The following is a 25,516-nucleotide window of genomic DNA, read 5'->3' as shown; positions in this document are numbered from 1 at the left end:
CGATATAAAATTCCCCCAGATCAAAAGAGAGGATATAATGGATAAAATCAAATTTTCTTCCCTGATCTTGCTTTCGATCCTTGTACTGTCAGTTCTCCCGGCAATTAGCTTCGCTGCAGATGATGACCGGAGTTACAGCATTCCCCGGGCCAGTGTTGATCTTTATGTTCAGGAAAATGGGAACTTAAGGGTTAAAGAAACCCTTTACTACTCATTTTTAGGTACTTACAATGGGGTTTACCGTGACATTCCCCTTAAACCTGGGGAAAGAATTGAGAACCTGAATGTATCTACCAAAGGAGCCTACTCCACTTTAGAGGTCACTAATAAGAGTGACATGAAGTCTTTAAAGATTTACCTGTTCTCTGATAGTCAGAAAACCACCCCAGTTACCAGTAAGAACGTTGAAATAACCATTGAGTACGACATGATTAACGTGATAAAGATCTACAATGATATTGCTGGATTACAGTTTAAGGCGTGGGGTGAAGAATGGGATGTGGATGTGGGAGATCTAACCACCCGCGTGCACCTTAAATCCAAAGAGGGTGTTAAATACTGGTTAAACCCACCATACTATGTTTTAAGTGATGGTTGGGATGATTACCCCATCTTAAATGAATCCATCCTGAAAATCGCAACAAAAACCATATCCACTGGAAACTATTTCGAGGTGCGTCTGGCTATTCCCAAGGACCAGTTTACCAATCCAGTTCTGGCCCAGCAGATAAACCAGGATGGGCTGCCTCAAATGGAGAAGATCCAGCAGGAATACCAGGACCAGATAAATTTTTACAACAACTTATTCTCCTTACTAGCAGTTTTAATGCTATTAAGTATTGTTACTCCCTTAATATTATACTTTAAATATGGAAGGGAGCCAAAAACTAGTTACCAGGGAGAGTATGAGCGAGAGCTTCCTAGCAATGACCCACCAGCAGTGGTCAATGCCATATCCGGTAAAGGGTTCACCAAAATAGTTGGAACTCCAGATATGAATGGTTTCCAGGCCACAATTATGGATCTTATAGACCGGGAATATTTAGGAGTCTACACTGAGGAAGAGGGCAAGGATAAGAAAGTGTACCTTGAGATCAAAAATAAGAGTATCAGTGATCTTTATTCCTTTGAAAAACAGGTTATCCACTTCTTTAAACGGATAGCAACCAATAATATTGTGGACCTTAAGCAGATGAAGAGGGATTTCAAACACCAGGAAAATGCTAAGGCCTTTAAGCACTCCTACGATGCCTGGGAGGATGATCTAAGGAACACATTCCTCAATGAGAAAACTGATCAATTCTTCGTTAAGACTGGAGACACCTACATGAAGGTCTACGGAGTTTTAGGATTAGTAATTGCGGTAATAGTGTTTTTTGTTTCAGTATTCAGTCCCATACCTGCATCTTCAAATGCTCTTATTGCCTCCATTGTTCTGGGCCTGGTGGCTATTATCTCCCTGATCCTACCAGAGAAGATCGCCGGCCGATGGACCCAGGAAGGTATTGATTACCATGCTAAATGGGAAGCATTCAAAAAATATCTCCAGGACTTCTCTTTAATAAAAGAGTATCCTCCAGAATCAGTGGTGGTGTGGAATAAATACCTGGTCTACGCCACTGCCCTGGGAGTAGCAGATAAGGTTCGAAAATCCATGTCCCTGACCTTACCAAAAGACCAGCTGAACCAGAGTGACATATACCTCTTCCACTACTACGGCGGTTACGCCATCCTATCATCCAGTCTGAGTACTGGAATGACCACCGCCACCAAGGGAGAAGGTGGAGGTGGTGGAGGAGTTGGTGGAGTAGGTGGAGGATCAGGTGGAGGTGGAGGTGGAGCTTTCTAAACCTCCATCCACTTTCGTAAATAGGAGTTATAATAAATGTGTGAAAAGTGTGACTTTTGTGGAAACCCGGGACTTGATGAATGCATAGTTTGTGGCCGGTGCTACTGCCTTAACCATATGGGTGCTGATGGATACTGTATTGATTGCTTTTTTGGTAGTGGACTCTTTGACTAGAATAAGATCTGGTTTAACTACCTATGAAAATTACTCAACCCATACCTGAAGCGAATCACTACACGAGTATAGTGTTGCATCCTTAGGAGTAAGATTCTGGTCAGATTCATAAGTTTGAAGTCCGGCCACAATTTTCCCCTGATAGATGTAGTTATAAAATTTATCAGACTTTTCAAATGACTTATTCCCACTTCATAGTCGGCCAGGTAGAGCATGGGGACAATGTAATCACATTGGGGAGCTATTAGATTATAGTATTGGTTCCCATCCCATTTCTCTGGTTTAATACATACCGAGAAGGGCACTCCCTGAGTTTCCTCTAAAAGAGTTATCATTGGAAAGTAATTAAGAATAAATACTTAACGATCATAGCTTTTAATATCACAGTAAGATTTGAAGAAATTATACTTAGGGTGGATAAAAAAAATGAATTATGTATACATAATCTTGGGAATTTTAATATTAATAGTAATCTACATTGTTTATAGTTACAACCGACTTATTAATATGCGAAATACAGTGGACACATCCTATTCCAACATTGACACCCTCCTGCAAAAGCGGTTTGACCTGGTTCCCAACCTGGTAAGCACAGTCAAAGGGTATATGGACCATGAACGTGAACTTCTGGAAGAGGTTACACGGGCCAGAAGTAATTGGATGAATGCTTCCACAGTCCAGGAAAATGCTGGAGCAGATGATATGGCTTCAAAAGCCCTTAAATCCATCTTTGCCGTTGCAGAAAATTATCCTGACCTTAAAGCCAATGAAAATTTCCTAATGCTTCAGGAAGAACTGGTGGGTATAGAAAATAAGATAGCCTACGCCAGACAACGCTACAATAGAACCGTTCTGGATTTGAATAACAGCGTACAACAGTTCCCCACTAATGTCATAGCCCAGGCATTCCAATTCCAAACCAGGGAATTTTTTGAAGTTGAATCAGATAAAGTACGGGAAGTACCCCAAGTTGATTTTTAAAGGTGAATATTAATGGATCCCATATACAAGAACATAGCCGCTAATAAAAGATGGACCTATTTTTTCTTTTTGCTCTACGCAGTTCTAATAGGGGTCATTGGATATTTAATTGGGTTATACATTGGGTCGCCCATAATGGGTTTGTTAATGGCAGTTGTACTGTTTGCCATTATCATGCTGGTCACCTATTACGGAGGCCAGAATATTGTAACCACCATGGCCGGGGCACGGGAGGTATCTAAACCGGAAGAACCATATCTTCATAATACTGTAGAAGCCTTGAGTATTGCTGCAGGATTGCCAATGCCCAAGCTATACATAATTGATACCGAGGTTCCTAATGCTTTTGCCGCAGGTCGTAATCCTGAAAATGCCAGTATCACTGTTACCCGGGGTTTACTGGAAAGGTTAGACCGTCTGGAACTTGAAGGAGTAATAGCACATGAAATGGCCCATATAAGAAATTATGATGTTCTACTGGCCACGGTAGCAGTTGTTCTGGTAGGAACCATCGTATTTTTAGGATACATGGCTCGGTATTCTTCATATGGAAGTTTATTCCGGGGTCGAGACAGGGGAGGGGGACAGGGTCAGTTAATATTTTTAGTTGTCTTTCTAGTTCTGGTAATCCTCGCCCCAATATTCGCACAATTACTCAAATTCGCCATTTCCAGACAACGCGAGTACCTTGCAGATGCTACTGGGGCCAATTACACCGGATACCCTGAGGGATTAGCCAGTGCCCTGGAAAAAATCAGCGACCAGCAGAAAAGTAAAAGTAAACTCCGAAACGATGCACTTAACGGCCTATATATTATAAACCCGGCTTTAGGGGCTAAAAGCAGTAATAGGGGTAGCACCCTTTTCTCCACACATCCTCCCACAGATGAACGAGTTAAAAGGCTACGTGAAATGTAGTTCATGGATCAAAGCAGTGTGTCTCCGCCATCTACTGAATTAATCCCATCAGAATCTCTATCTGAATTGGTGGGTATTTCTATGTTGATATTTCCCTGGTAATCCTCAAGGACTGTTATGGCTTCTGTATCCTCAATAATTTCTAGAGTGTTTGAATTTACAGCAGCTGAGAAACCATAAGTGCTTCCAGTTAGTTTTTGAGCCTCTTCAATTATGGCTTGTCCCACATCGTTATAATGCTCTACCTGATATTTAATGCATTATTAATATTCTTTTAAGTAAAGGAGGGATGTTAAATTCAGGTTGAACTTTTAGTTTGAATTGTTTTCATGGTTTCTAACTGCTCAGCACGATTCTTCAACCCTAATGTTAATAGCATCATAACAATGGCAATAAAGGCAATTAAAATATAAGCTGATTGGTAACCAGTCAGTTTACCTCCCTGTGAACCTATCACTGCACCAATAAGTGCACCTCCCACCAGCTGCCCAGCACTGGCATTGAAGTTTATTATAGCCTGTCCTGCGGCACGTTTATCAGGTGGACTCTCACCCAGCAGGATATAACGAAGAGGTGAGCCCAGCACAGCTCCCAGACCAAGACCGACCACCACTCCCGATACTATGAACAGATAAAAACTGGTGGCCGATAAACTTAAGCATAAAAGACCCACTGCCAGGATAAAAATACCAAAAAGCATGACTATTTTGGTACCGAACTTATCCAGCAATCTTCCAATAATAGGGGCACTCACTCCCAGGGCCAGAACCAGGGGGATGACCATTAAACTAGCCAGAGAAGTGGTCAGAGATAGGGCAACCACTGCCAGAGAAGGCATGAACACAATAGCAGTTTGGCAATAACCAGTTCCAATGGCAATGCTGGTGGCTAGTTTAACCTCAAAACTCCGGTATAAGTCAATCTGGATAACCGGATCCAGTTCTTCCAGCTCTACCTTAACCAATACAGGTAATAAAAACACGGCCATGACCATCCATGTTCCTAATTCTTTATTACTTCACTTTAAAAACATATCTTTTAAGGATTCGGAAACATTATTCAAGAATGATAACTAATAATTCAATAGAGGATTATTGAAGTTGTTAAAAATTAGGGAAAAGGGAGTAAATGAGCCAAAAACAGTTATCTAAATACTTAGATCAACGACTTATAAAGCGCCTGCGAATTTACACCATAGTTATGGTGGTCATGTTATTGGTGATAATATACGAAGTCATAACCGGTACATTTAGTATTTCATGGGCTCTGGGAGGGGTACTCATTGGTCTGGGCATTGGTACACTGGTGAGTCGTGTGTATCGTTTGAGCTGGGATGATGAAACCAGTAATGTTATTGGTCAGATGGACTGGATTGGTGCCATAATCCTGATTTGTTACCTGGTCTTTGTATTTACCAGAACCCATTATCTCTCCTACTGGTTGCAGGGGCCTCCGTTAATGGGATTAGTGTTCAGTTTAACAGCAGGCACCATGATGGGAAGGGTGATGAGCACTGAAAGGGGTGTTAAGCGGATTTTAAGAACCTGGAACATTTTAGGAGATGAACATATTAACTGATTCCCGGTTTTTGAAATTCAGGGCTTAACTCCTACCATTGAAGATCCTGATGGAAGTTTTTATAATATTTTATAGAAAAAATTAATTAACCAATGGGGGTTCAGGTGTATGTTGGATTTTGGTTTGACTGAATATGGAGATATGGAAGATTATAATACCAAATTTTTAAATGAGCTAAGCCCTGGCAATGAGATATGTGGTGAAATTGTTGTGGGAGAGTTCAAAAAGGTGCCCAAGGGAAAAAGGGAAGTTGCCGAGTTTTATGTTATAATAACCAACCGTGAAAATCGGACCAAATGGGTTAGTGAATTCACAACCCCCTACTATCCAGAAACAGATAACATTTATGGTGAAAATGGTGGCTTATTTTACACTTTTATAGATAGTTTGAACCATGTGGTGAATAAAACACCCCTAAATTGGCAGGATAATTATTCAGTGAATTTCAGCCAGTTCCGGAAAACAGTGAACGAATCATTATCTTCAGTTAAAGTGAAAGCAGTTCCTCCAGTTAATCCTGATGCCAGGACTGTTAATTTACAGGTGACTGATGCAGTGGTTAAAACTGAATCTGAAAAGAATAAATCCTTAACTATTTACGATCTGGCACAAAAGGACCCTATAATCCTCATGGCCTACGCTAATCTACGGAATAAGGGCGATCGAATTACTGTGAAGAACATTACCTTTGAACTCAGATCATCCCTGGATGATGGGGTTATAACTAAAAATGCATTTCAAAATGCTCTGGTTGAACTCAACCAGTTAGAGCCATCGGTTGATCATCAGTGACCATTTTTTTCTTTGTTTAGACTGCAAAAGAAAGTTTAAAGTACATAAAGTTACGTTATTCTGGATACAGAATAAAGAGTTCATTTTTTTCTTAGAAACTGAATATTTCAATTATTAATAGCTCGTTTTAATCTGTTCTTCCTTGCTTTTAAGTCCAATGGCCAGTATAGTCATAATCAACGCAACCAGACCTATGAACAAGTAAGCATACTGGTATCCTAAAAGTTCTCCGGCATAGGAGCCGATGAATGCTCCCACCAGTGCCCCACCTACCAGTTGCCCCACACTGGTGATGATATTCAGGAGAGCTTGACCTGATGCTCTATCCTGAGGTGGGCTTTCCACCAGCATAATATAACGGGGAGGGGAGCCAATGGTGGTGCTCATGCCCACTCCAATTAGTATGCTGGCCGCAATTACTATGTAAAATTTTTCTGAAAACAGGGCGACGGTAAAGAGTCCCACTGCCATTGCCAGGGATCCGATGAGCATTATGTTCCTGGAACCAAATTTATCCAGGAGTCTTCCAATTAGGGGAGCGCCCAGGGCCATGGTAAGAACCAGGGGGACTAGCATTAGACTGGCCTGACGTGAGGAAAATGCCAGGGCCACAATTACAAAGGCCGGGATGAATACTGTGGAGGCCTGCACCAGGCCAGTGCCCACCATTATACTATTTACCAGTTTAACCTCTCGACTTTTCAAAAGATCAACCTGTATGAGAGGGTTTTGAGCTTTTTTTTCAACATTCCATAGAATTGGCACCATTATCACACTTAGAATTAGGTAGGGTAGTACATCCCATGAAAGGAGGCTGCTGGTGATGTTATTGGTGTTTATCTGGTTGATCCCATAGGCCAGGGAAGTTACCAGAAAACCCAATACCATTAACCCCTGCCAGTCAAAGGTAATTTTATGGTTCCTCTCACTGCAAGGGAGAATATAAAGACTTCCCACAATGACTGCCATGGTTATGGGCAGGTTAATAATAAATAACCATTGCCAGCCATAATGGAGTAATAAACCACCTAGTATTGGTCCCAGGACACTGGACCACCCCCATACTGAACTGAGGATTCCTAGGGCACCTCCCCTTTTATCCGGTGGGAATATGTCCCCAATAAAGGCATTGGCCACTGGAAAAATCCCGCCAGCACCTAAACCCTGTATTGCTCTTCCTAGAAGGAGCATTTCAAATGAGAAGGAGGTTATGGTCACCACTGAACCAATGGTGAAAAGGAGGATATCCAGGATGTAAATTGCTTTCCTACCATATATGTCTGATAATTTAGCCATTAATGGTGTACCTAACATGAAAAATAAGATGTAGATTGTGAAAACCCATGAGAGTAGTCGTTCGTTCACTGTGAAGTATGATTGGATGCTGGGTAGTGCCGGACCTACAATACCGATATCAAGGGACCCCATGAACACTCCCACAAAGAGAAGAATGAGTATGCGATTCTGGCCCTGATTTACCATAAAATGAAATACTGATTTATAATGTAAATAAGTATCCTTTTACCATTCATTCTAAAGCTTTAATGGATTGATATGGATATCCATAATTATTTTATTAATGAACATGAAAAAATCGTATTATACTTATTTTAATCTTAAACCAGTCTATTGATTATAATTTTGTATGAATATAACAAAAAATATTTGATTGTATCCATACAACAAAAACTGATTTTATATACTTTAAAATTTATAAAAATATTTTAATAAAGTATAGGTTTTAATTACATGCGTACACCGGGTAACATTTAATTCAATTTTATTTCATGCATATTAACTTGGTATCCTGAGTACTAAATTAACATTGGAGAGGGGGTTTGGAGTTTATGAAAGTTCAGAATGGGAGTATTTTCCGTCCAGAGAATGATTTTTACCGCACTGCAGGTATATTACTTTTAATTGCTGCTCTACAGTTTTTCATGGCCATCAACCTTGCAGAAACACAGTTTCCAGGGTACAGCTCAACCACTGACACCCTCAGCCACCTTGGAGGTGCCATTCCACCCATTGAGCCTTCAGCCACCATATTCAATGTTAGTGTGATATTATTAGGAGTTTTAAGTCTTGCCAGTGTTTATTTAATTCTGAAGAGTGGAGGTTGCCGGCTTTTCTCTTCCTGCCTGGCCATTTCCGCTGTTGGTGCAGTGGGAGTGGGATTGTTTCCCAGTTACACCGGTAGTTTTCACATGTTTTTTGCCATTTTAACCTTCATTTTTGGTAGTTTAACAGTTCTATTCTCCTATCGCCTGGGGTTGAACATTCCCATGGTAATTGTGTCCATATTCACTGGTTTCACTTCTTTAACTATTATCATCTCAGCACTGTTATGGGGGCTGAATAATCCAATCATAATCTATCTGGGTTTGGGAGGTGCAGAAAGATTCGTAGTATACCCTATTCTATTTTATCTCCTTGCAATGGGAGGTTATCTCACCAGCAGGGGAGAGGACTGGGTTAGGATAAGATTTACCAGGGGATATTTCTAGGAACAAAAATCTGTATCTCCGTCTCTAAAATCCAGGGATTATTCTAAAAATAATAGGAGATATTGGAGATTAAGGAAATATAAGGATATCTATCTGAAAATATAAAACCGAAGATTTAATTAGATCCCTACACCAATGTTATATATAGATAAATTGTTTTTTCATTTCTCCAGTGTTAACATATTTATTATTTTTAAAATATGTTTTGGTTGAGGATTTGAATTTAACTTTTTTACTTTATGAATTAAGAATATGTTTCTTAGATTAGATGCATGTTATCATATAAACTCGGGAGGACTTGTCTTATGAATGAACATATAATTGAATCTCAAATACATACAAAACCATATAAAATGACTTTACAACCCCAGTTGCTCAAGAAAGACCAGCTTAACAGTTTAAATAAAAATATTATGCCACTGTTAAAAAGACAGGGAATTGAATTAAAAGATGTGGGTGAATCGTTTAAAACTCTTTTAAGTCCCTTGAGAATGGAAAGAATTAAAGAAAACCGACCATTCTATCTTATTCTAAAAGGAAGTTCCCACAGCAAAAAGCCAGTTACCGTGTTAATTAACCCTGCATCTAAATAAAAACTTTAAATTTGATAGCATCATTATTTAATTAAATTCCCCTTTCTGCTTTTTCTAACGTATCCCAGTAGTTCTACTCCAATATCATAAATAAATAGTCAATTTATCCTCTAAAAATATCAAGAAAAGGTTTATCATCATGTACGTGACCATCAATTCATTGACAATTACCTCAATTCCTATTGGTAACCAACTCCATTGATAATAAACTCCATTGATAATAAATATGAATTGATCCAATAAATCTATTTCAGGAAGTGATCCAGATTTTTAACAAGAATTTTATTTTGATAATGGGAACTGTATTAATGATAACGGCAATATCCGGGTGTAGCACACTTGAAGGAGGCTATGAGAACAGTCTTTTAAGTTTTACAATTCCTGAAAACTGGACAGTGGATAATTCTAATTCCAGTGATTCTCTGGCCAGTTTAAAAACTTGGGATAACCAATGGATTTACATTCAAAGCAGTGATGTGGATCCAACTGAAATTATTGAAAGTTATATCCAGAACTATCCGGTAGAGTATCCCCGTTTTCAGGTTATTAGCCGGGATCCAGTGCAAGTTGATGGTCGGGAATGTGAAAAACTGGTCTATAAAAACACTGCACAGAATGATTTCCTCCTGTTGGGTCCAGATTACATAAGTTCAGTGATTGCCTTTAGTAAGGATAACAAAACTTACATTATCACTTCCCGGGAAACACTGCCCGATAACTATTATTCCAGAGTGGAACCAGCAGTTAATGTGGTGGTAAAATCCCTAAGGATTAAAAACAGTTTCCTTAACTAGAAAAAAGTAGTGTATAATGATTAAAAAATTTGTTTAAAATTAAGCCTGAACTTGCTTATTTAATATTAATACCATTAATCAGAACCCTTCTCCATTATCAAAACCGATTCTTTAATAAAACCGTTTTCCATTATTAGAACCGTTTTTGGTACTTTAATTCAGAAAAGACAATACGATACACAGTCCCATTACCATGCTGAATTTCCATTGACCCATCTAACTGTTGTAGTAATGATTTAACCAGGTTGAAACCCAACTTTTTTTCATTTTCAGGGACTTCTTCTTCAGAGTATCCTATTCCATCATCACCCACTTCTAGTATGAACTGATCATTATCCTGGTGTAGTTTTACCATGATTTTACCTGGTCTACCATTGGGGAAAGCATGTTTCAGTGCATTGGAAACCAGTTCGTTTATAATAAGACCACAGGGGACAGAAGTTTCAATGTTCAAATCTACTTTTTCAATATCCAGATCAAGTTTAATATGCCCTAAATCTTTGGTATAATCATAGATTAAACTATTAAGGAGGGTTTCAATATAATCTGAGAAGTTTATTGAGTTCAAACTATCAGATTGATAGAGTTTTTCATGGATCATGGCCATGGATCTGACTCTGTTTTGACTTTCCACAAATAGTTCATGATCCCTCTCATCCACCACGTTATCTGATTGTAAACTCAATAAACTTGATATAATCTGTAAATTGTTATTCACCCTGTGGTGGATCTCCCTGAGAAGGGCCTCTTTTTCTTTAAGTGATTTTTTAACAAACTCAGCAGCTTTTTTCTGGTCTCTAATATCCCTGCTGCTGTAAATAAATCCCCGAAAACCTTTTTCGTCAAAAACGGGTTTTCCAGTTGTCTCCAGCCATACATAGTTTCCATCGGCATTTTTATATCGATATTGTATTCGCATCCCTTCTGCAATTCCCTGTGATTCTTTAAGGCTTTCAATTACCTTTTCAGAATCATCGGGATGTATGAAGTCATACATGGATTTGCCCAGTAAATCTTCAGAGGAGTAGCCTAATAACTGTTTTGATGAGGGACTGACATACTTGTAAACACCTTTTTCATCAGATTCACTGATGAGATCTAGCATGTTAGAGGTGATGAAGTCCAGCTGTGCTTTCCTCTGTGATATTATTTCTTTATTTCGTTTTAGAGTAATTTGGGCTTTTCTTATTTCATTTAAGGATATAACTTGCCGTAATATTACCAGGGTCACAATGATTCCAACTCCCCATATTAGAGCAGCGTCTGGGGATGTAACTAGTAGGAGACTGTAGGTAAAAAGTACCAGTATCAATGGCAAATAGGAAATCCAATCATTATAAAGAAGTGGTTTCCTGTAAATTGATAAATAATCCCGTATATCAATGTTAATTTTATTTAAATATGATATTATGGCCAGGATAACAAAGAAAGATGTTGAACTATACAGAAGGTCTGCAAAATATAAATATTCTAGATTGGGAACTACCACATGGTAAGCATAGGCCATGTCCCCCAATACTTGTAGGAATATGCCCAGAGCCAACAACAAAATGGGTAATACATTGATCTTTTTGTTTTCACTGAATAGAACTATGGTTACACCCAATAAAAATATAAGATCCAGGAAAAGGTAGGATATGGATAGTATCATGGAAAGAGAATCTGGTTGGCTGGGTTTAATTACCGGCCAGATGAGGGGAAACCATATTATGAATAACAAGGACACCATAACAATAATCGCATCTAACAAGGGTGTTAATCTTGTTTTGTATGGCTTTTGGAGAAAGTTGAATATACCTAGAATCAATAAGGGATAAGAAACCATAAACAAAATGTCAACGAAGGAGGGGGTAGATATTACCCCCCAATAATCTCTAAAAAAGAAATTTAACAGATTGCCAATGAAATAAAGTACCGTTGCCGTGGTTATCATTATCCAGGGATTTAATAGCTTTTTATTATTTTTATAAGACCACCATGTAGAGTAAATCATTAATAAACTTACCAGGAAACTCATTAGGGGTACTAAAAGATTTATGTATAATGGTGCGATACTGCTATCCCAGAATGTTATGGGTAGTAAGGTTAAAAAAATGAAAATGGCTAAAGATAATAATACACCTGATTTTAATCTGCTTGTTGATTTTGAGGTATTCATCAGTCATCCACCGATTAAACAATAAAGTATGTGCATCAGAACAACTAGAATTTTTTTATTCATACTCTTATACTGATATGGTTTAAGTTATTAATCAAGTTTTTTGCAAGATTTCCCTGAGATGGAAAAAATATGATTTAATCACAATATACGCCTATATTTGAAACAATCATTATCATAGTGATGGTTAGTTTCGATAATCTTTTATCAGATAATATCAAATAATCTTATAAGAGAAAAAAAGATATTTACAGGGGTTTTATTAATGGAAAATGGTTTAGAAGTTTGCAGTACATGTAATGCTCAGATTAAGCCTGGATCAAAATTCTGTACAGAATGTGGTAAACCAGTCGAGGATCAAAGTCATGAATCTAAGGGAAAAGAAATCCATGATAATGAAATGGCTGCATCCACTTTAAACTGTCCAGAGTGTAATGCGGAATTGACAGCAGAGAACCAGTTCTGCACTGAGTGTGGGGCAAAGCTAAAAGGAGATATGGAGGGAGAAGGATTAGGGAGTATAGGGGAGGAGAATAGGGAACCCATTACCAAATGCCCTAAATGTAATGCTACCATTGCACCAGGAACCAGATTCTGCACTGAATGCGGTAGCAATGCCTATGAATATGAACCTCTAGAATCCGTCACCACTGTTCAAACCGGTGCCACCCAAACTGAAATCACAAGTACTGCCAATTCCCCCAGTAAAACCACAACATCCAGGGATGATCCCCTGGATGAGATTAAGGAAACAGGTCAGGATCTAATGAGGGATGTGGAGAAAACTGGAAAGGGCCTTATGAAAGATCTGGGAAATTTTCTGGGTAAATCATCGGGTAGTAGTTCTAAAAAGATTATAAAACCAGCTGAAAATGAAAAACGATTTTTGGTATGTAATAAATGTGGTGGGTACTATGAACTCCAAAAGGGAGAATCTCCTGATGATTTCTCCCAGGAATGTGATTGTGGTGGTCATTTAGAATATAGAAATCAACATCCCTGAATATTTAGAACCCTGGAAATTAAGATTATGTCAATAACCAATATTATGGCTAATTACTGATAAATCAAGTACTATTATTTTTATTTTTTTAAGATATTATCCAAATATCAATCTACAACCAACATATGGGAGGGGTATGATTGCACCCATAGATAACTCCACCTGCACCCCCATAATATAATTAATGGAAGCCTTCATTATATTTTAAGCACTGGATCATCTCTATCGAATATATAACCCTTTACACTGAATAAAGTTAGCAATTGATTTGATGAAAGTTCATTTATTTTTCTTAGTTAAAAACCATTAAATTTGATGATGAAAGTTGCATTAAATTCTTGAATAAAAAAACCATAAATCATTGATGATTCACATTCCTTGGTAAGATAAATGTTTGTATAACACGAAAAGTATATACCTTTCCTTCTTATTAATTATTAATTATGATATCATAAGCATATCATAGGGGGTTAATGGTGTGACTTGTCACGTAACAATTAGAGCGGGGGAACATGGTAAAATCATTCCTAATGGAGAAATTGTAGTATCCGAATCAAGTCATGTTTATCTTCATGCATTACCTGAACCAGGTTATCAGGTGCAAATGTGGTATGTTAATGGTAACCAGTTTTATGGAGGTACCAAACAGTTCAGGGTCACGGCTGAGGGAGATAAATTAGAGATTAAAGTAAAATTTTCTAAGATTTAATCTATATTCCAGATTAAATCATCTTAATTCAATTTATGGTTTTCATTGATTAAATAAACCGTATAATTTACATTATATTTATTTAATCAGCAGATATAAGCTTATTGGCTTTTTTTAATTGATAAAATAAATTTTTATTATTTTATTCATCTGTAATTATATTGTAACTAAAAATGAAAAAAAGGATATAAAATTAGTTATAATAAATATTAATTGTAGATCCATTACAATTTACAGGAGACCGGTCATGTCCTTAGAATATCTTAAAAAAGACTTTGAAAGGGTTAATAAAAAATTTAAGGAACTGAAAAGAAAGGGTGAAATTGAAGCCATTGAGAAAAACCTTGATTCATTTGAGAATAAACCAGTTACTGATTCCATGGATAATATATGGGCAGAGATCTACCATGATGTGTTGGATCTAAAAAAAAGTAAGGAAAATAAGGAATAGATTTTTTTTATTAATTTGATACTATTGAAGAACTCTTTTTATTCAACAAAATCATTTCCTCGTAGCGAATTTTTTATTAAAGAACGGGGCAACTTCCCTGTTTTCTCTAGAAGTACTTTAATACAATTTATAAATTCTTGGCCAAATTCAATGGCTTCTCGTAATTCTTCAGGATTCCGTATTGACTGGAAGTGATGTTGATCCTGGTAGTGGAGGTTAAAAATAACAGTCAACACATCAAGACATTCCCTTCCCATATTGCCACCTGCACGATATCTTTCAAGGTAATCGATTAAAAATTGAGGGTTCTCAACTGAAACACCATCCCTGTAGGTAACAGAACGCACAGCGTGAAGGCAAGCGAAGTAAGTTGAAACACGAGAAGAACGGTAAAAACCATTCTCATAAGTTTCTTCAGCTTCTTTTAACCATATTCTTGCTTCTTTAAGGGATAAAGCACTTTTTAAAGGAGAAGGCTCAACTTTTTTGAGATGCCCCTGATAGTATAATTCATCAATTTTTTCCAAATAAACCACCATTCTTTGGGATTTTCATATTTATCAATTTATTAGTGAAATTGCAATTTGGTATTAATGTTGTTAGAAGGTTATATTAAATGTTATCTTTAGATATGATTCTTAATATGGAGAATTTTAATACTTTTTTCTTAAAAATATTGTTATTCCATCCCTTTTTTTAAGATTAAAACCGGCAGGGAAATAGGGTCATATTTTTATTAGGAGATAATCATATATGCCATGTTAACTTGTTGAGGTGTTATATTATGAATTTTGATAAAAGGTTCATCACAATAATCACAGTAGTTTTTATCATATTATTGGCCATGGTTTTTAGTATAATGGCCTCGGGAACACATTTTAGTAGTAAAAATAATGAGGGAAAAGAAATTTCCTTTAATTACCCCAATGAATGGTCTTTTTCAGAACGTACTCCTGGTGAATTGATTCAGGGTGAGAAAAACAGTACTGACAATTCCACTAACCGTTCGGTGGTTACCATTAACAAGATATCATTAAATGGAACTTCACTGGATCAGGTTAAAAATAATAACATATACATTAAGACTGGGAAGGTATTTAATGAAACCAACCGTACTGTGGATGGTGTTAAGGCCTCGGTAATTGACATTGAAGAAATGGCAGGTCCAGAAAGAGGAAAATTAGGTGAAGTAAAACTGGTACTTTACAGTAAAGACAACTACATCTACACTATATCCTTTGTAACTGGAGGATCGCTGGAAAAACTGAAAGGTGATATTGATCATATATTAAACAGTTTCCAGACCAAAAATTAATTCTATTTTTTTAATTAATTATTTTTTCATCCTATCCACCAATAACAGTCACAATTAGGGGGAATGAAAAGACATTAATCTTATTTAAATAATGATTAATGTCAAATCTGGTGTTATGCACTTTAAAATACTAACTGGATATTTTTTTTACAACCACAGTGTCGGCAACTTTTTGATAGGCATCTCGATATTTTTGGGCATCGAAGTTCACAATCATGGTTTTAACATCGGTATATTCCGAGTTGAGGAAAACATAACTACAGACTTGTAAACCGTCTTCAATTTTTATCCCGGGTTTATCAGCTATGGTTATGCTTTTTCTTTTAGTAAAGCAGGATAAATCTGTCCGGTTACTCTTACAATAGAATACTTCACCGACCATGTTTTCAATGTTGGGGGTAGAGCTGTTATAAATCTCTAATTTACACTGGGTACTGTTAGATTGGTCTAGAATCACCAGTTCTGGAGGGTACTGGAATTTCACCCATTCATTTTCAAAATTTCCCCCAGTGCTGGTTTTATTAATAGTGGCGGTAGTTCCAGTGAGATATGTGCATCCACTCACGGTAACCGTCCCTAAAATAAGAATTAATATTATGGATTGGTAGTTTTTCGTATTCATCCCTCACCGTGAAAGTTGCTACATTTATTTTTACTCAATGTTTAAAAATCTAATTCATGTATTACGATAAATTTTTTTATATGAACTAATTTAAATACTGGTTTATAGAAAACCTGAATTTAACATTATCTATTGTTCCTGTTATTCCATTACAGGGAATTAATTTTAATGGTATCAAATTCAATATCACCTGAGTGTTTCCAATCTAATCTACATAATATCTTATTTCCAATTATTCAGGTTTATTCTACGTTTTTATGAGAAATATAACATTTATTCAAATAAAATAAACATCAAGACGGTTTATTAAACATCCAGTAAATTTTTTTTTCTTCTTTAATTTTTTCCTGGATAAAAAAAATGTAGAGTCAACAGCTGTTGCTTACAACTGTTGAAAGATTTTGTTTTAGGATTAACTGCTTGCAATCACTTTTCCAGATGAGCTTCCACTGGTAGCGTAGTATCTCATGGCATAACCATTACCTTTGTAGTCGTAGTCAACCCAGCTGTTACCATTCCAGGTCTGAACTGAACGATGATTGGATGCCCAGCTACTTGCGTACTGTACAATTCTGGCTCTCTGTCCGGATGAAGTCAACTGACCATATAAAGCTGCACTGTTATCCCAGCAGTCACCAACTCCTTTTCGACCGTAACTACTGTAAGATCTCTTAGTGTAGCTTCTTACTGCAGTAGCATAGGATTTTTTAGAAGAGGAATAGGATGATTTGCTTGAACTTGAACTCTTTGATGAGTAACTGGTATCACTTTCACCGGCAGCAGCCTGGACTTCTGCAACATACTTGTCCCAGTTTTCCATGGCCTTTGTAGTGTCCTTTCCCACAACACCGTCAACGATCAAACCTGCTTCTTCCTGGAAAGCTTTAACAGCCTTTTCAGTGTCAGCACCGAAATTACCGTCAATATCACCAGAGTAGTAGCTGTAATCAGTTAACCATTTTTGTAGTTCTTTGACCTTATCACCGGTAGATCCAAGCTTCAATGAACCATCAGTAGTGTTATTTCCTAATATTTCTGTTGTTTTCTCACCAAAAGGCTTGTTCTTCTGAAGTACGTCCTGAGTTTCTTGAATCTCAGAATTAGTAACCCCAATGGACAAACCATCGGCAGGATTCTCACCTATTGCATTATTATTCTGATCATCCACGGCACCTGAAATTGGTATAACCGCGACCAACATGCACAACATACATAATACTGCATAGGTAGAGTTTCGCTTCACTCGCTTAATTATACCGCCTCCGCGCCCCTTATTAATCTGTTTTACAGGGCTATTTTCTATAGACAATGATGGAAACAACATCCTTTATAAAGCTTTCGAAAAAAATCTTCAAAAAACGGATGTTAAGAGCTTATTTTTTAATTTAAAACCCATTCTAAGCTTTTTGATTTTAGCATTTAACCATAGTTTATTTCCTTTAGTATTTTCACGTAACTAGCTCAATTTAAACCTTGTTTAAGGAAAATAAGTATTTCCAATTCTTTTATTTCAATGACATATTATCCCGTATAAAAGCTAAAACATCAGTAACTAGCATTTAAATCAATAAAGACCTTTAAATTTAGTTTATTAATTAAAAATAATTATTATACAAGTTAATGTGATTTAAACGATTTTAATCCATTTTTTCATTAATGAGGCCATATCCTTAATTATTAATAACATCCACCCTTTTTAATGGAAAATATTATTAATAATAAAATAGGGGTCATGGAAGTGAGAAACCCAAAATAAAATTGAAAAGAAAAATTTCCTATGGATAATGTTCTGAACACTACTGGAGAAAAATATTTTAATATTTTCCAGTGAAAAATAAATTTATTAAAAAATAATAGTTTTAAACATTTATCATGTTAATCTGAATCATTAATAGATGTTTCAGATTGTTCGGCCATTTTTATTTGATTAATATTTTCTGATATCTTCAAGAGATAGTCTGTTAGTTCATCTATTCTAATGGCAACTACTGTTTCCGTGATCTCTTCCATTTCCGGATCATTACTGGTGTCATAGACTTTCAGGGTGGTTTCACCATAATTTTCCATATTAAACCTTTTAATTTTCTCCAGTGCTAATTGAAGGTCTTCATATGCTTTCAATTCCCCTAATATGTTGTTCCTTTCACTGACCAGTTTCTCTAAAGTCACTAGCAATCTCCCCTCAATTTTTTACTAACAAAATCCACCATTAATTATGTTAGAACTTTAGTTCTTACATTATTAGAATTTGATGGGATTGTTATTAAAAACTATCCTATATTAAATGTTTTAAATGTTTTTATTATCAGTTTAGTTCTAAGTGTTGAATCATTTTCATCCAACAGAATTCCATCATGGATAGCACTACTTTTTTATAATTTTATCCATGGAACTCTGGATAGATTTCAACCATGGTTTAACTGTACGGGTAAACTGATGTTTATCATCACTTTCAAAGTTTTTTGGTGTATCTTGATTGTTCACAAAGTCCTCTAACCAGTCAGCCAGCTCATATTCGGGTAAATCTTCGAAAAATACCCATGCGAAACCTTCATGTTCTCTGCTAAGATTTAGTTCGCCTTCAACTATTTCACCAGATAGTATGATGTGCACTGCCCTTATCAGATGTAAGTTTTGTTCTGACACCCCTACAACATGTTCCAGTGAGATTTTTAGTTGGGTTTCCTCGTATACTTCCCGGATTAGGGCCTGGTCAAATGATTCGCCCTGATCAACCTTTCCTCCAGGGAGCTCCCATTTACCTGGGTTGGTTTTTGAATCAGTGGATCTTTTCAGAATTAGAATTTTACCCTCATCATTAGTTAAAAAAACACGCACTGAAAGGCCGAATACAAAATCGATCATGGTATAATTCTCCCTAATAATACCTAATAATTAATCCCTTAATTAAAATTATTCTTATACAATTTATTTTGTTTTGAATGTTTCCGTAAGCCATTTCTGATGATTTTTTTATAATATCTCACATCACTAATGTTAATATTAAATTAATTTATTTTTTTTTTATTTGAATGATCATTTTAACCCCGGTAAAACTATTTATAGATTTTAGAGATTTAACTCTATGGATTATGGGAGTATAAGTCTTGATTTATCTTTATTTAAAAGATATTCTATGGAAAGAACTAGAAGAGAATAAATATGGATTAGTAATTAAATTGATAGTTATCATCATATTATTTTAAAAAAAATATTTTAGGTTGGAGATTTTATCTCCAGCCTTAATTTAAACCTTTATTAGGCTCCTACTTTATCACAGTCATTCCAGGTTTACTGCTCTGGGCGTAGTATCGGTTTGAGTATCCATTAGCTTTGTAGTTGTAGTCCACCCATGCACCGTTCTGGTACACCTGAACGGATCGGTGGTTGTTAACATAGCTGTTGGCATACTGTACGACTCTTGCTTGTTGACCGGATGAGGTTAATTCACCATAGAGTGCGTTACTGTTATCCCAGCAGTCACCAGTTCCTTTTCCACTGCTCCAACCATTACTGGTGGATCTGTAAGAATTAGAATAGGATTTGCTGGTTCCGTATGCAGCTTTAGCTGATGATGTTGAACTACCAGTTTTTGTTGAACTACCAGTTTTGCTATATGTACCAGTTGAGGTACTGGTTGAGGTACTGCTGCTGGATGGGGAAATGTTTCCATTGACCAGGTCTTTCATGTTCTGACGGGAAATGTTTCCCACAATTCCATCATCTTTTATTCCAACGTACTGCTGGAATGCTTTTACAGCCTGTTCAGTGTAGGTACCAAATTCACCATCGATTTTACCCTTGTAAAATCCCTGGGTTTGTAACCAGGTCTGTAATTTTGTGACTTCATCTCCAGTCATTCCCAGTTTCATGTCTTGGTCTGCGCTTGCGTTAGTCACGACCGTGTTTTCAGTATCTGAACTTTCCACGGCTCCCACTGCAGGGATTACCATGAAAAGTGCACACAATGCAACCACTATTGCTTGTGTGAATTTTCGCCTAATTTTATCGCCTCCGTGTCCTAAATCTTAAAATAAATGATATAGGACATTTTTTAACACCAACAGTTCATTGGCCATGTTATATAAAGGTTTCGGTTTATTTTGTTTATTAAGGCCATTTCTAAGCTTATTTTTTTAAATAAAGCGTATTGAGAGGTTTTCTTTAGAGCGTTGATCAGAATAGGCCCAATAAGGTTCAAATCCCCAAAAAATCATCAAATCATGTCTAATTCTAAAAAATAACAGTCCATTGTGGCAGTTGTTATCCAAGCTCAGTAATTGGTTTAACCATTACCTAGAACTACCTATCAGAAGATGGCTGTTTCCAGTTATAAAAGTGATAATTTAGAATTTAGAATATAAAATGGCTATATTTTTAAATTAACAGATAAATAATCTTTGTTTTAATCTAAAGTGTTTTCAGATTTTAGGTGGAGTATTCCTTGATTTTTTTGCATATTGATACAACAAATATTTCAATTATATTTGTGTATTAATACAACAAATTAATTTTTTAAATGATTAATGGTGTTTTTAGATGATGGATGTTTTTTAACAGAAGCTGGAAAACCTATGTATTTATGATATTTGAAATGCTATGAGTTATAGCCAATTCTATTGATTCTAACCAAAACACAACCAATGGTTGTTAATCTTAAAAAAGATTTGCATAGACTTGGGAGTAAATATAAAAATTTATTTAGAGTGTTAATAAAATGATACAGAAATAAAAAAATTGTCTATTTATATTACTGGACATTTTTTCACCATGAAAAACTTTATATACATTGGTTCGCATAATACCATACGTTCGAAGATGCACGAACCAAATAAATTATTAATCAATGACTGGTATGCCAGGATTGATAAACATTAAAAATTAGGTTCATTGTCATTTCTCGGAAGGATTCAAAAATACTTAAGATAAGGAGGAATTAAATGAAAACTGAAGATCTTAACCAGGAATGTCCCAAATGTGGTTGTAAAGATAAAACTGTTTCCCAGAGAAAGAAGGATACTTCAATTGACACTTGCTACATCCCCCATATTCCAGATGGTAATGTAGGAGTAATAATTTGTAGTGAATGTGGACATGTATTTGAATACTGCAAAGAACGCAAGCTAAAACAAGAAGTAAAGAAAATACAACTGTAGATTTTTTTAAACCTACCAAGTCCCCTTATATAACAAAATATTGATATAATATTATTTAAGGAGAATAATTGGAGATTCATAACTGATTTTTTTTCTACATTGATAAAATTTTTTCCAGATTTAATATTTCGATATTGTTATTTGGGTTTTTTATTTTTCTGGCTTTATGAATTTATTCACAAAGTTTATATTGTAGGCACATTCATTGATCATTAAAGTAATATAGGTATAGGTGGTGGGGCAATGGCTAACAATGAAGTTATCTATGATTGTTCAGATGACAAGTTAGAAAGGTTGTTTGATTATTTAATTGAAGAAAAACTTAATGAATTCAAATCTAAATGCCAGTAGGTTGGTTTTGATAAAAAGAGTTGGCATAATTTTGTTAATGTGGAATAATTTATTAATTTTGCTATAATTTTAATAATAATTACATTTCTGATTAAATGCTTCTGGAATTTTTTTTTAATGGTAATTGAATTTCTATTAATTTAAGGCCTGATAACGCCATAATGAATATACGAATACTAATATTATGAAAATCAGGATAAGAAATAAGGCCCTATTTATACTGGCAGTTTTCTTCCTTTGGTCTTCCGCTGCTTTTTGATATTTTTCTAATTCCCGATCGATATCATCCATAGCCAATAAAAATCCCCCTAAATATCTTCCATTTAAGATTCATAGTATTTAATAAAGATTCAGAATATTAAACTCGCATTGGTCTTTTGTAATCTTCAAGGGTTTAAGAGTCCATTATTAATAAACGTCTTTTTTTATCATTTTATAAGCATTTTACCAATTTATAATCATTTGAACCTGATTAGCATAATTTCAATATCTTTATATATCGAAAAGATAAGATAAAGAGTTTATTCTTTAATTAACCATTGATTTTCTGTAGCAAACCTTTGACCTTAGCATCTAAATTATCGGCATGGTGCAAGGCCACAGCTTCTGGAGTTTTGGGATCAACAGGGGATCCCCAACCATTTCGCACTTCACCATGATGACTTAATATCAAGTGTAACAGTTGAGTTTGAAGATTTTCAGGCATATCTTCATCCAGTGAATCGATTTTCTCTTTCACCATATTTGCAGATATGAAAAGATGATCCAACATTTTTCCTTCATTGGAAATATCAATACTTATAAGATCATAATCATAGGCCCTTAATTTACCCACATCATGCAGTATTGCCCCAGTGTAAAGTAGTTCCTTATCCAATTGAGGGAATAATTGGCAGGCGGTTTTACATATCTTTAATACCTCCACGGTATGTTCCAGTAATCCTCCCTGGTAATTGTGATGGTATATTTTAGCAGACGGTGCTGTGGAAAATGCTTGAGCAAATTCTGGGTCATTGAAAAATTCCTGGAGGAGTTTTTTTAGGTAAGGATTTTCCATATGATCAATAGTGGTTATGATTTCCTGGATGAGTTCCTCAGGGTCTTTTTGGCAGGTTCTGATGAAGTCATCAAGGTGGTACTCATCTTCTTCCAGTGGCTGGAAACTATCTACTTTTATACTAAAGTTCTGGGAATTGCGGGGAAACTCATCAACATTACCATTTATTAGGTAGATACTTTTCTGATTGATGTTTTCAAAGATATCCTGAGCATCTCGGTTTGGAAACATGCGAGCAGTTATTTCACCGGTTTTATCAGTCAAACTAAATTCAAGGTAATCTTTACCATTTCTAGCTGTTTTAATAGTTGCACTGGCAATTACAAATGAAGTTTTAATCCTTCGGACAGTGTTTAATTTTTCTATGAAGTCATCTTCTTTTTTTAACATGGCAGCTCTAGCCCCTATAATATATTCATTAGACAGTAATAATTGATAACTGGATGGCATGATTATGAAATTTATCTTAATTTGTTTATCTCTAAGGGATTATTTTTATTTTACCTTTGGGATCAATGGGTTGCCAGAATAGAGTTTAAAATAGAGTTTAATTAATCGTGAATTTTCACTTGAAACCCGTTTTTAAAAAATTTTTAAAAAGAAATTAATCCTATTTATGATTGGATAAAATTCCAATTGAAAAAATAGGAATAATTCTTATAAGAACAAATTGAGAATAATTATTATAAGAACAAATATATTTTAGTTAAAATATTCAAAATGCAAACTTAAAAAAGTGTAATATTTAAAGAAAATAAATTTAAAAAAATAGGGGTTATCCTATTTAAATAAAAAAAATCTTTTAATATTGGAAATCCAATTGCATTATAGACAGGGTTATCTATCAACGATTTGATGTACAACCAGGATTTTTTTAATTAAAAATAAATGCGAATATACTGAAATTCTAGTTCAATAATAAAATTAGTGAATATGATTCCCAGAGTAATAAGACTAAAATAGCGGGTCTTTGACCGGGTAAGGATTTAAAATTGTGGGGTGTTTCTTTGACCAGTATTGATTTTTTTGGTGGTGTGGGTGAAATTGGTGGTAACAAAATCCGGATTAATGGGAATCAGTCTTCTTTTTTCCTAGACTTTGGAATGGGATTTTCTCATGCCAATGATTATTTGTCAGAGTTCCTGCAACCACGTAAAGCCAACGGGATTTGTGACTTCATAAAACTGGGCTTATTACCCTATATAGATGGAATATACCGGGAGGATTACCTTCGTCATGTGGGTCTTCCCTACCCTAATGAACCTTCAGTTGATGGTGTTTTAATTAGTCACTCCCACGTGGATCATGTGGCCTATGTCCATCATTTACGGGAGGACATTCCCATTTATCTTTCCAACGAGTCTTACTTGATTTTAAAAGCTTTAGAAGATACTGGGGCTGCATCATTTTCTGAGTATCTCCACTTGAAAAAATCATTTTATCTGGAGCCTAAAAAGCGTGGTGAGGGTTACATTCGTTCCCGGGCTAATGTGGTTGACCGTGATATCCAGATTGTGAAGCCATACCAGAAGTTTGAGATTGGGGACTTTAACCTGAAATCTGCCCCGGTTGATCATTCTCTGCCGGGAGCTTCAGCATTTATCGGGGAAAATGATGAAGAAACTATTATATATACTGGTGATCTTCGTTTCCATGGGAGGCACCCGGAACTTACCCATAAATTCATAAAAGAAGCTAGGAAAGCCAATCCCTCTATTATGATCAGTGAAGGTACTCGTATTGATAAAGAGGATAATGTTACTGAAATCGAGATTGAACAGCTTGCTGTTGATACGGTAAGTATGTGTAAAGGTCTGGTGGTGGTTAACTATCCAGTGAGAGATCTGGATCGGCTTTTAACCTTTTATAAAGTTGCAGAGGATACAGGGAGAAAACTGGTGGTGAGTCTTAAGCAGGCTTATATTTTGAACCTTTTTAGTGGAAAAGGTTATGAATATCCTGGTTTGGGTGATGTTATGATTTACAAACCCCGTAAGGGTTGGGGTCTCATGGGAGATGATAGTTTTGCCTGCGTAGAGGATGAATGGTTATGTGCCAGTGACATTACCTCGGACCAGTGCCTCAGGGACTACAAGAAATGGGAAAGGGAATTGCTGGAAAATGACAATGTCTTGACTTATCATGATCTCCAGGAAGATCCCCAGGATTATATTTTCCGTTGTGATTTTTTCGAGTTAAAGGAACTAATTGACATAAAACCAACAAATGGTGTATATATCAAGTCCAGTACTGAACCATTTGATGAACAGATGGAAATAAATGAAAAGAAAGTGGAAAATTGGTTGAAGTTATTCAATTTACCCCTTTTAAATAGAGGCTTCCATGCATCTGGCCATGCCAATGGCCGGGAGATTTTGGAGATGATACGTAAGATAAATCCAGATAAGTTATATCCAGTTCACACCACTCACCCCGACAAATTCCTGAAACTCCAAGAAGATGGGATTGAAGTTATATATCCCGAATTAAGTGGATAAATCCCTCAAT

At 35.9% G+C, this 25,516-nt stretch carries 27 protein-coding genes; 15 read left to right on the top strand and 12 right to left on the bottom strand.

Annotated elements, in window-relative coordinates:
- Nucleotides 1-37: 37 nt before the first annotated feature.
- The 4 genes from BK009_RS03705 (at nucleotide 38) to BK009_RS03695 (ending at nucleotide 3,922) form a co-directional block, all read left to right on the top strand.
- Nucleotides 38-1,849: a DUF2207 domain-containing protein gene (locus tag BK009_RS03705; protein ID WP_100906759.1), complete on the top strand. Its 1,812-nt coding sequence runs from the start codon at nucleotides 38-40 to the stop codon at nucleotides 1,847-1,849.
- A gap of 36 nt (nucleotides 1,850-1,885) precedes the next feature.
- Complete coding sequence (locus BK009_RS12360; RefSeq protein WP_157809493.1) at nucleotides 1,886-2,023, top strand: hypothetical protein; 138 nt, start codon at nucleotides 1,886-1,888, stop codon at nucleotides 2,021-2,023.
- A gap of 426 nt (nucleotides 2,024-2,449) precedes the next feature.
- On the top strand, nucleotides 2,450-3,004 hold the full coding sequence (locus BK009_RS03700) for a LemA family protein (RefSeq protein ID WP_100906250.1): 555 nt from the start codon (nucleotides 2,450-2,452) through the stop codon (nucleotides 3,002-3,004).
- A gap of 12 nt (nucleotides 3,005-3,016) precedes the next feature.
- Entirely contained in the window at nucleotides 3,017-3,922 is a 906-nt protein-coding gene (locus tag BK009_RS03695) for a M48 family metallopeptidase (RefSeq protein WP_100906249.1), read from the top strand.
- An 8-nt stretch (nucleotides 3,923-3,930) separates the two neighbouring features.
- Here the strand turns inward: BK009_RS03695 and BK009_RS03690 are convergent, their stop codons facing one another.
- Both BK009_RS03690 and BK009_RS03685 read right to left on the bottom strand, forming a co-directional pair.
- The gene (locus BK009_RS03690; protein WP_100907824.1) at nucleotides 3,931-4,149 is read right to left on the bottom strand and encodes a hypothetical protein; all 219 of its coding nucleotides are present in this window, start codon (nucleotides 4,147-4,149) and stop codon (nucleotides 3,931-3,933) included.
- 71 nt (nucleotides 4,150-4,220) lie between these two features.
- The gene (locus BK009_RS03685; protein WP_236951029.1) at nucleotides 4,221-4,910 is read right to left on the bottom strand and encodes an MFS transporter; all 690 of its coding nucleotides are present in this window, start codon (nucleotides 4,908-4,910) and stop codon (nucleotides 4,221-4,223) included.
- 140 nt (nucleotides 4,911-5,050) lie between these two features.
- Here BK009_RS03685 and BK009_RS03680 point away from each other — a divergent pair, with 140 nt between their 5' ends.
- Together BK009_RS03680 and BK009_RS03675 are read left to right on the top strand one after the other, a co-directional pair.
- On the top strand, nucleotides 5,051-5,500 hold the full coding sequence (locus BK009_RS03680; RefSeq protein WP_100906246.1) for a hypothetical protein: 450 nt from the start codon (nucleotides 5,051-5,053) through the stop codon (nucleotides 5,498-5,500).
- Nucleotides 5,501-5,608: 108 nt separating this feature from the next.
- Complete coding sequence (locus tag BK009_RS03675; protein WP_100909079.1) at nucleotides 5,609-6,292, top strand: hypothetical protein; 684 nt, start codon at nucleotides 5,609-5,611, stop codon at nucleotides 6,290-6,292.
- A 114-nt stretch (nucleotides 6,293-6,406) separates the two neighbouring features.
- Here the strand turns inward: BK009_RS03675 and BK009_RS03670 are convergent, their stop codons facing one another.
- Nucleotides 6,407-7,774, bottom strand: coding sequence for an MFS transporter (locus BK009_RS03670; RefSeq protein ID WP_100909078.1), 1,368 nt, complete (start codon nucleotides 7,772-7,774; stop codon nucleotides 6,407-6,409).
- A 365-nt stretch (nucleotides 7,775-8,139) separates the two neighbouring features.
- Between BK009_RS03670 and BK009_RS03665 the strand changes: the two genes are divergently transcribed.
- The 3 genes from BK009_RS03665 (at nucleotide 8,140) to BK009_RS03655 (ending at nucleotide 10,186) form a co-directional block, all read left to right on the top strand.
- On the top strand, nucleotides 8,140-8,799 hold the full coding sequence (locus tag BK009_RS03665; RefSeq protein ID WP_100909077.1) for a DUF998 domain-containing protein: 660 nt from the start codon (nucleotides 8,140-8,142) through the stop codon (nucleotides 8,797-8,799).
- Between the two features lie 305 nt (nucleotides 8,800-9,104).
- Nucleotides 9,105-9,392: a hypothetical protein gene (locus BK009_RS03660; protein ID WP_100906242.1), complete on the top strand. Its 288-nt coding sequence runs from the start codon at nucleotides 9,105-9,107 to the stop codon at nucleotides 9,390-9,392.
- Between the two features lie 308 nt (nucleotides 9,393-9,700).
- Nucleotides 9,701-10,186: a hypothetical protein gene (locus BK009_RS03655; protein WP_157809698.1), complete on the top strand. Its 486-nt coding sequence runs from the start codon at nucleotides 9,701-9,703 to the stop codon at nucleotides 10,184-10,186.
- Nucleotides 10,187-10,319: 133 nt separating this feature from the next.
- Here the strand turns inward: BK009_RS03655 and BK009_RS03650 are convergent, their stop codons facing one another.
- A complete protein-coding gene (locus BK009_RS03650) occupies nucleotides 10,320-11,915 on the bottom strand; it encodes a sensor histidine kinase (protein ID WP_169923153.1) in 1,596 nt (531 codons plus the stop codon).
- A 694-nt stretch (nucleotides 11,916-12,609) separates the two neighbouring features.
- Here BK009_RS03650 and BK009_RS03645 point away from each other — a divergent pair.
- From BK009_RS03645 to BK009_RS03635, 3 genes are all read left to right on the top strand, one after another.
- On the top strand, nucleotides 12,610-13,347 hold the full coding sequence (locus BK009_RS03645; protein WP_100909074.1) for a zinc ribbon domain-containing protein: 738 nt from the start codon (nucleotides 12,610-12,612) through the stop codon (nucleotides 13,345-13,347).
- Nucleotides 13,348-13,825: 478 nt separating this feature from the next.
- Nucleotides 13,826-14,056 (top strand): hypothetical protein, encoded by a 231-nt coding sequence (locus tag BK009_RS03640; RefSeq protein WP_100906238.1) that lies wholly within the window; start codon nucleotides 13,826-13,828, stop codon nucleotides 14,054-14,056.
- 247 nt (nucleotides 14,057-14,303) lie between these two features.
- Nucleotides 14,304-14,507: a hypothetical protein gene (locus BK009_RS03635; protein WP_100907832.1), complete on the top strand. Its 204-nt coding sequence runs from the start codon at nucleotides 14,304-14,306 to the stop codon at nucleotides 14,505-14,507.
- A gap of 38 nt (nucleotides 14,508-14,545) precedes the next feature.
- On the opposite strand, the gene BK009_RS03630 is transcribed toward BK009_RS03635, so the two are convergent.
- A complete protein-coding gene (locus tag BK009_RS03630) occupies nucleotides 14,546-15,046 on the bottom strand; it encodes a HEPN domain-containing protein (protein ID WP_100906236.1) in 501 nt (166 codons plus the stop codon).
- A 245-nt stretch (nucleotides 15,047-15,291) separates the two neighbouring features.
- Here BK009_RS03630 and BK009_RS03625 point away from each other — a divergent pair, with 245 nt between their 5' ends.
- Nucleotides 15,292-15,822, top strand: a complete 531-nt coding sequence (locus BK009_RS03625) for a PsbP-related protein (RefSeq protein WP_100906235.1) — start codon at nucleotides 15,292-15,294, stop codon at nucleotides 15,820-15,822.
- 130 nt (nucleotides 15,823-15,952) lie between these two features.
- Here BK009_RS03625 and BK009_RS03620 read toward each other — a convergent pair whose 3' ends face one another.
- The 5 genes from BK009_RS03620 to BK009_RS03600 all read right to left on the bottom strand — a co-directional run bounded on the left by BK009_RS03620 (nucleotide 15,953) and on the right by BK009_RS03600 (nucleotide 20,421).
- Nucleotides 15,953-16,444 carry a hypothetical protein gene (locus BK009_RS03620; RefSeq protein WP_100907833.1) on the bottom strand — a complete coding sequence of 164 codons (492 nt, stop codon included), beginning with the start codon at nucleotides 16,442-16,444 and terminating at the stop codon, nucleotides 15,953-15,955.
- Nucleotides 16,445-16,856: 412 nt separating this feature from the next.
- Nucleotides 16,857-17,687 (bottom strand): peptidoglycan-binding domain-containing protein, encoded by an 831-nt coding sequence (locus BK009_RS03615; RefSeq protein WP_335645300.1) that lies wholly within the window; start codon nucleotides 17,685-17,687, stop codon nucleotides 16,857-16,859.
- A 632-nt stretch (nucleotides 17,688-18,319) separates the two neighbouring features.
- Entirely contained in the window at nucleotides 18,320-18,613 is a 294-nt protein-coding gene (locus BK009_RS03610; protein WP_100906232.1) for a hypothetical protein, read from the bottom strand.
- A 195-nt stretch (nucleotides 18,614-18,808) separates the two neighbouring features.
- Complete coding sequence (locus tag BK009_RS03605) at nucleotides 18,809-19,309, bottom strand: NUDIX hydrolase (RefSeq protein WP_100907835.1); 501 nt, start codon at nucleotides 19,307-19,309, stop codon at nucleotides 18,809-18,811.
- Nucleotides 19,310-19,710: 401 nt separating this feature from the next.
- On the bottom strand, nucleotides 19,711-20,421 hold the full coding sequence (locus tag BK009_RS03600; RefSeq protein WP_232728026.1) for a peptidoglycan-binding domain-containing protein: 711 nt from the start codon (nucleotides 20,419-20,421) through the stop codon (nucleotides 19,711-19,713).
- Nucleotides 20,422-21,384: 963 nt separating this feature from the next.
- Here BK009_RS03600 and BK009_RS03595 point away from each other — a divergent pair.
- A complete protein-coding gene (locus tag BK009_RS03595; protein ID WP_100906230.1) occupies nucleotides 21,385-21,600 on the top strand; it encodes a TIGR04165 family Cys-rich peptide in 216 nt (71 codons plus the stop codon).
- A gap of 486 nt (nucleotides 21,601-22,086) precedes the next feature.
- On the opposite strand, the gene BK009_RS12355 is transcribed toward BK009_RS03595, so the two are convergent.
- Together BK009_RS12355 and BK009_RS03590 are read right to left on the bottom strand one after the other, a co-directional pair.
- Nucleotides 22,087-22,248 (bottom strand): hypothetical protein, encoded by a 162-nt coding sequence (locus BK009_RS12355; protein ID WP_157809495.1) that lies wholly within the window; start codon nucleotides 22,246-22,248, stop codon nucleotides 22,087-22,089.
- 235 nt (nucleotides 22,249-22,483) lie between these two features.
- Nucleotides 22,484-23,398: a 3'-5' exoribonuclease YhaM family protein gene (locus tag BK009_RS03590; RefSeq protein ID WP_100907836.1), complete on the bottom strand. Its 915-nt coding sequence runs from the start codon at nucleotides 23,396-23,398 to the stop codon at nucleotides 22,484-22,486.
- A gap of 617 nt (nucleotides 23,399-24,015) precedes the next feature.
- Between BK009_RS03590 and BK009_RS03585 the strand changes: the two genes are divergently transcribed.
- Complete coding sequence (locus BK009_RS03585; RefSeq protein WP_100909072.1) at nucleotides 24,016-25,506, top strand: MBL fold metallo-hydrolase; 1,491 nt, start codon at nucleotides 24,016-24,018, stop codon at nucleotides 25,504-25,506.
- Nucleotides 25,507-25,516: the final 10 nt, after the last annotated feature.

Source organism: Methanobacterium subterraneum, from assembly GCF_002813695.1.
In the GTDB taxonomy this organism is placed as follows: domain Archaea; phylum Methanobacteriota; class Methanobacteria; order Methanobacteriales; family Methanobacteriaceae; genus Methanobacterium; species Methanobacterium subterraneum.
The sequence above is the reverse complement of the archived record's forward strand: the minus strand, read 5'-3'. Positions and strand labels throughout refer to the sequence as shown.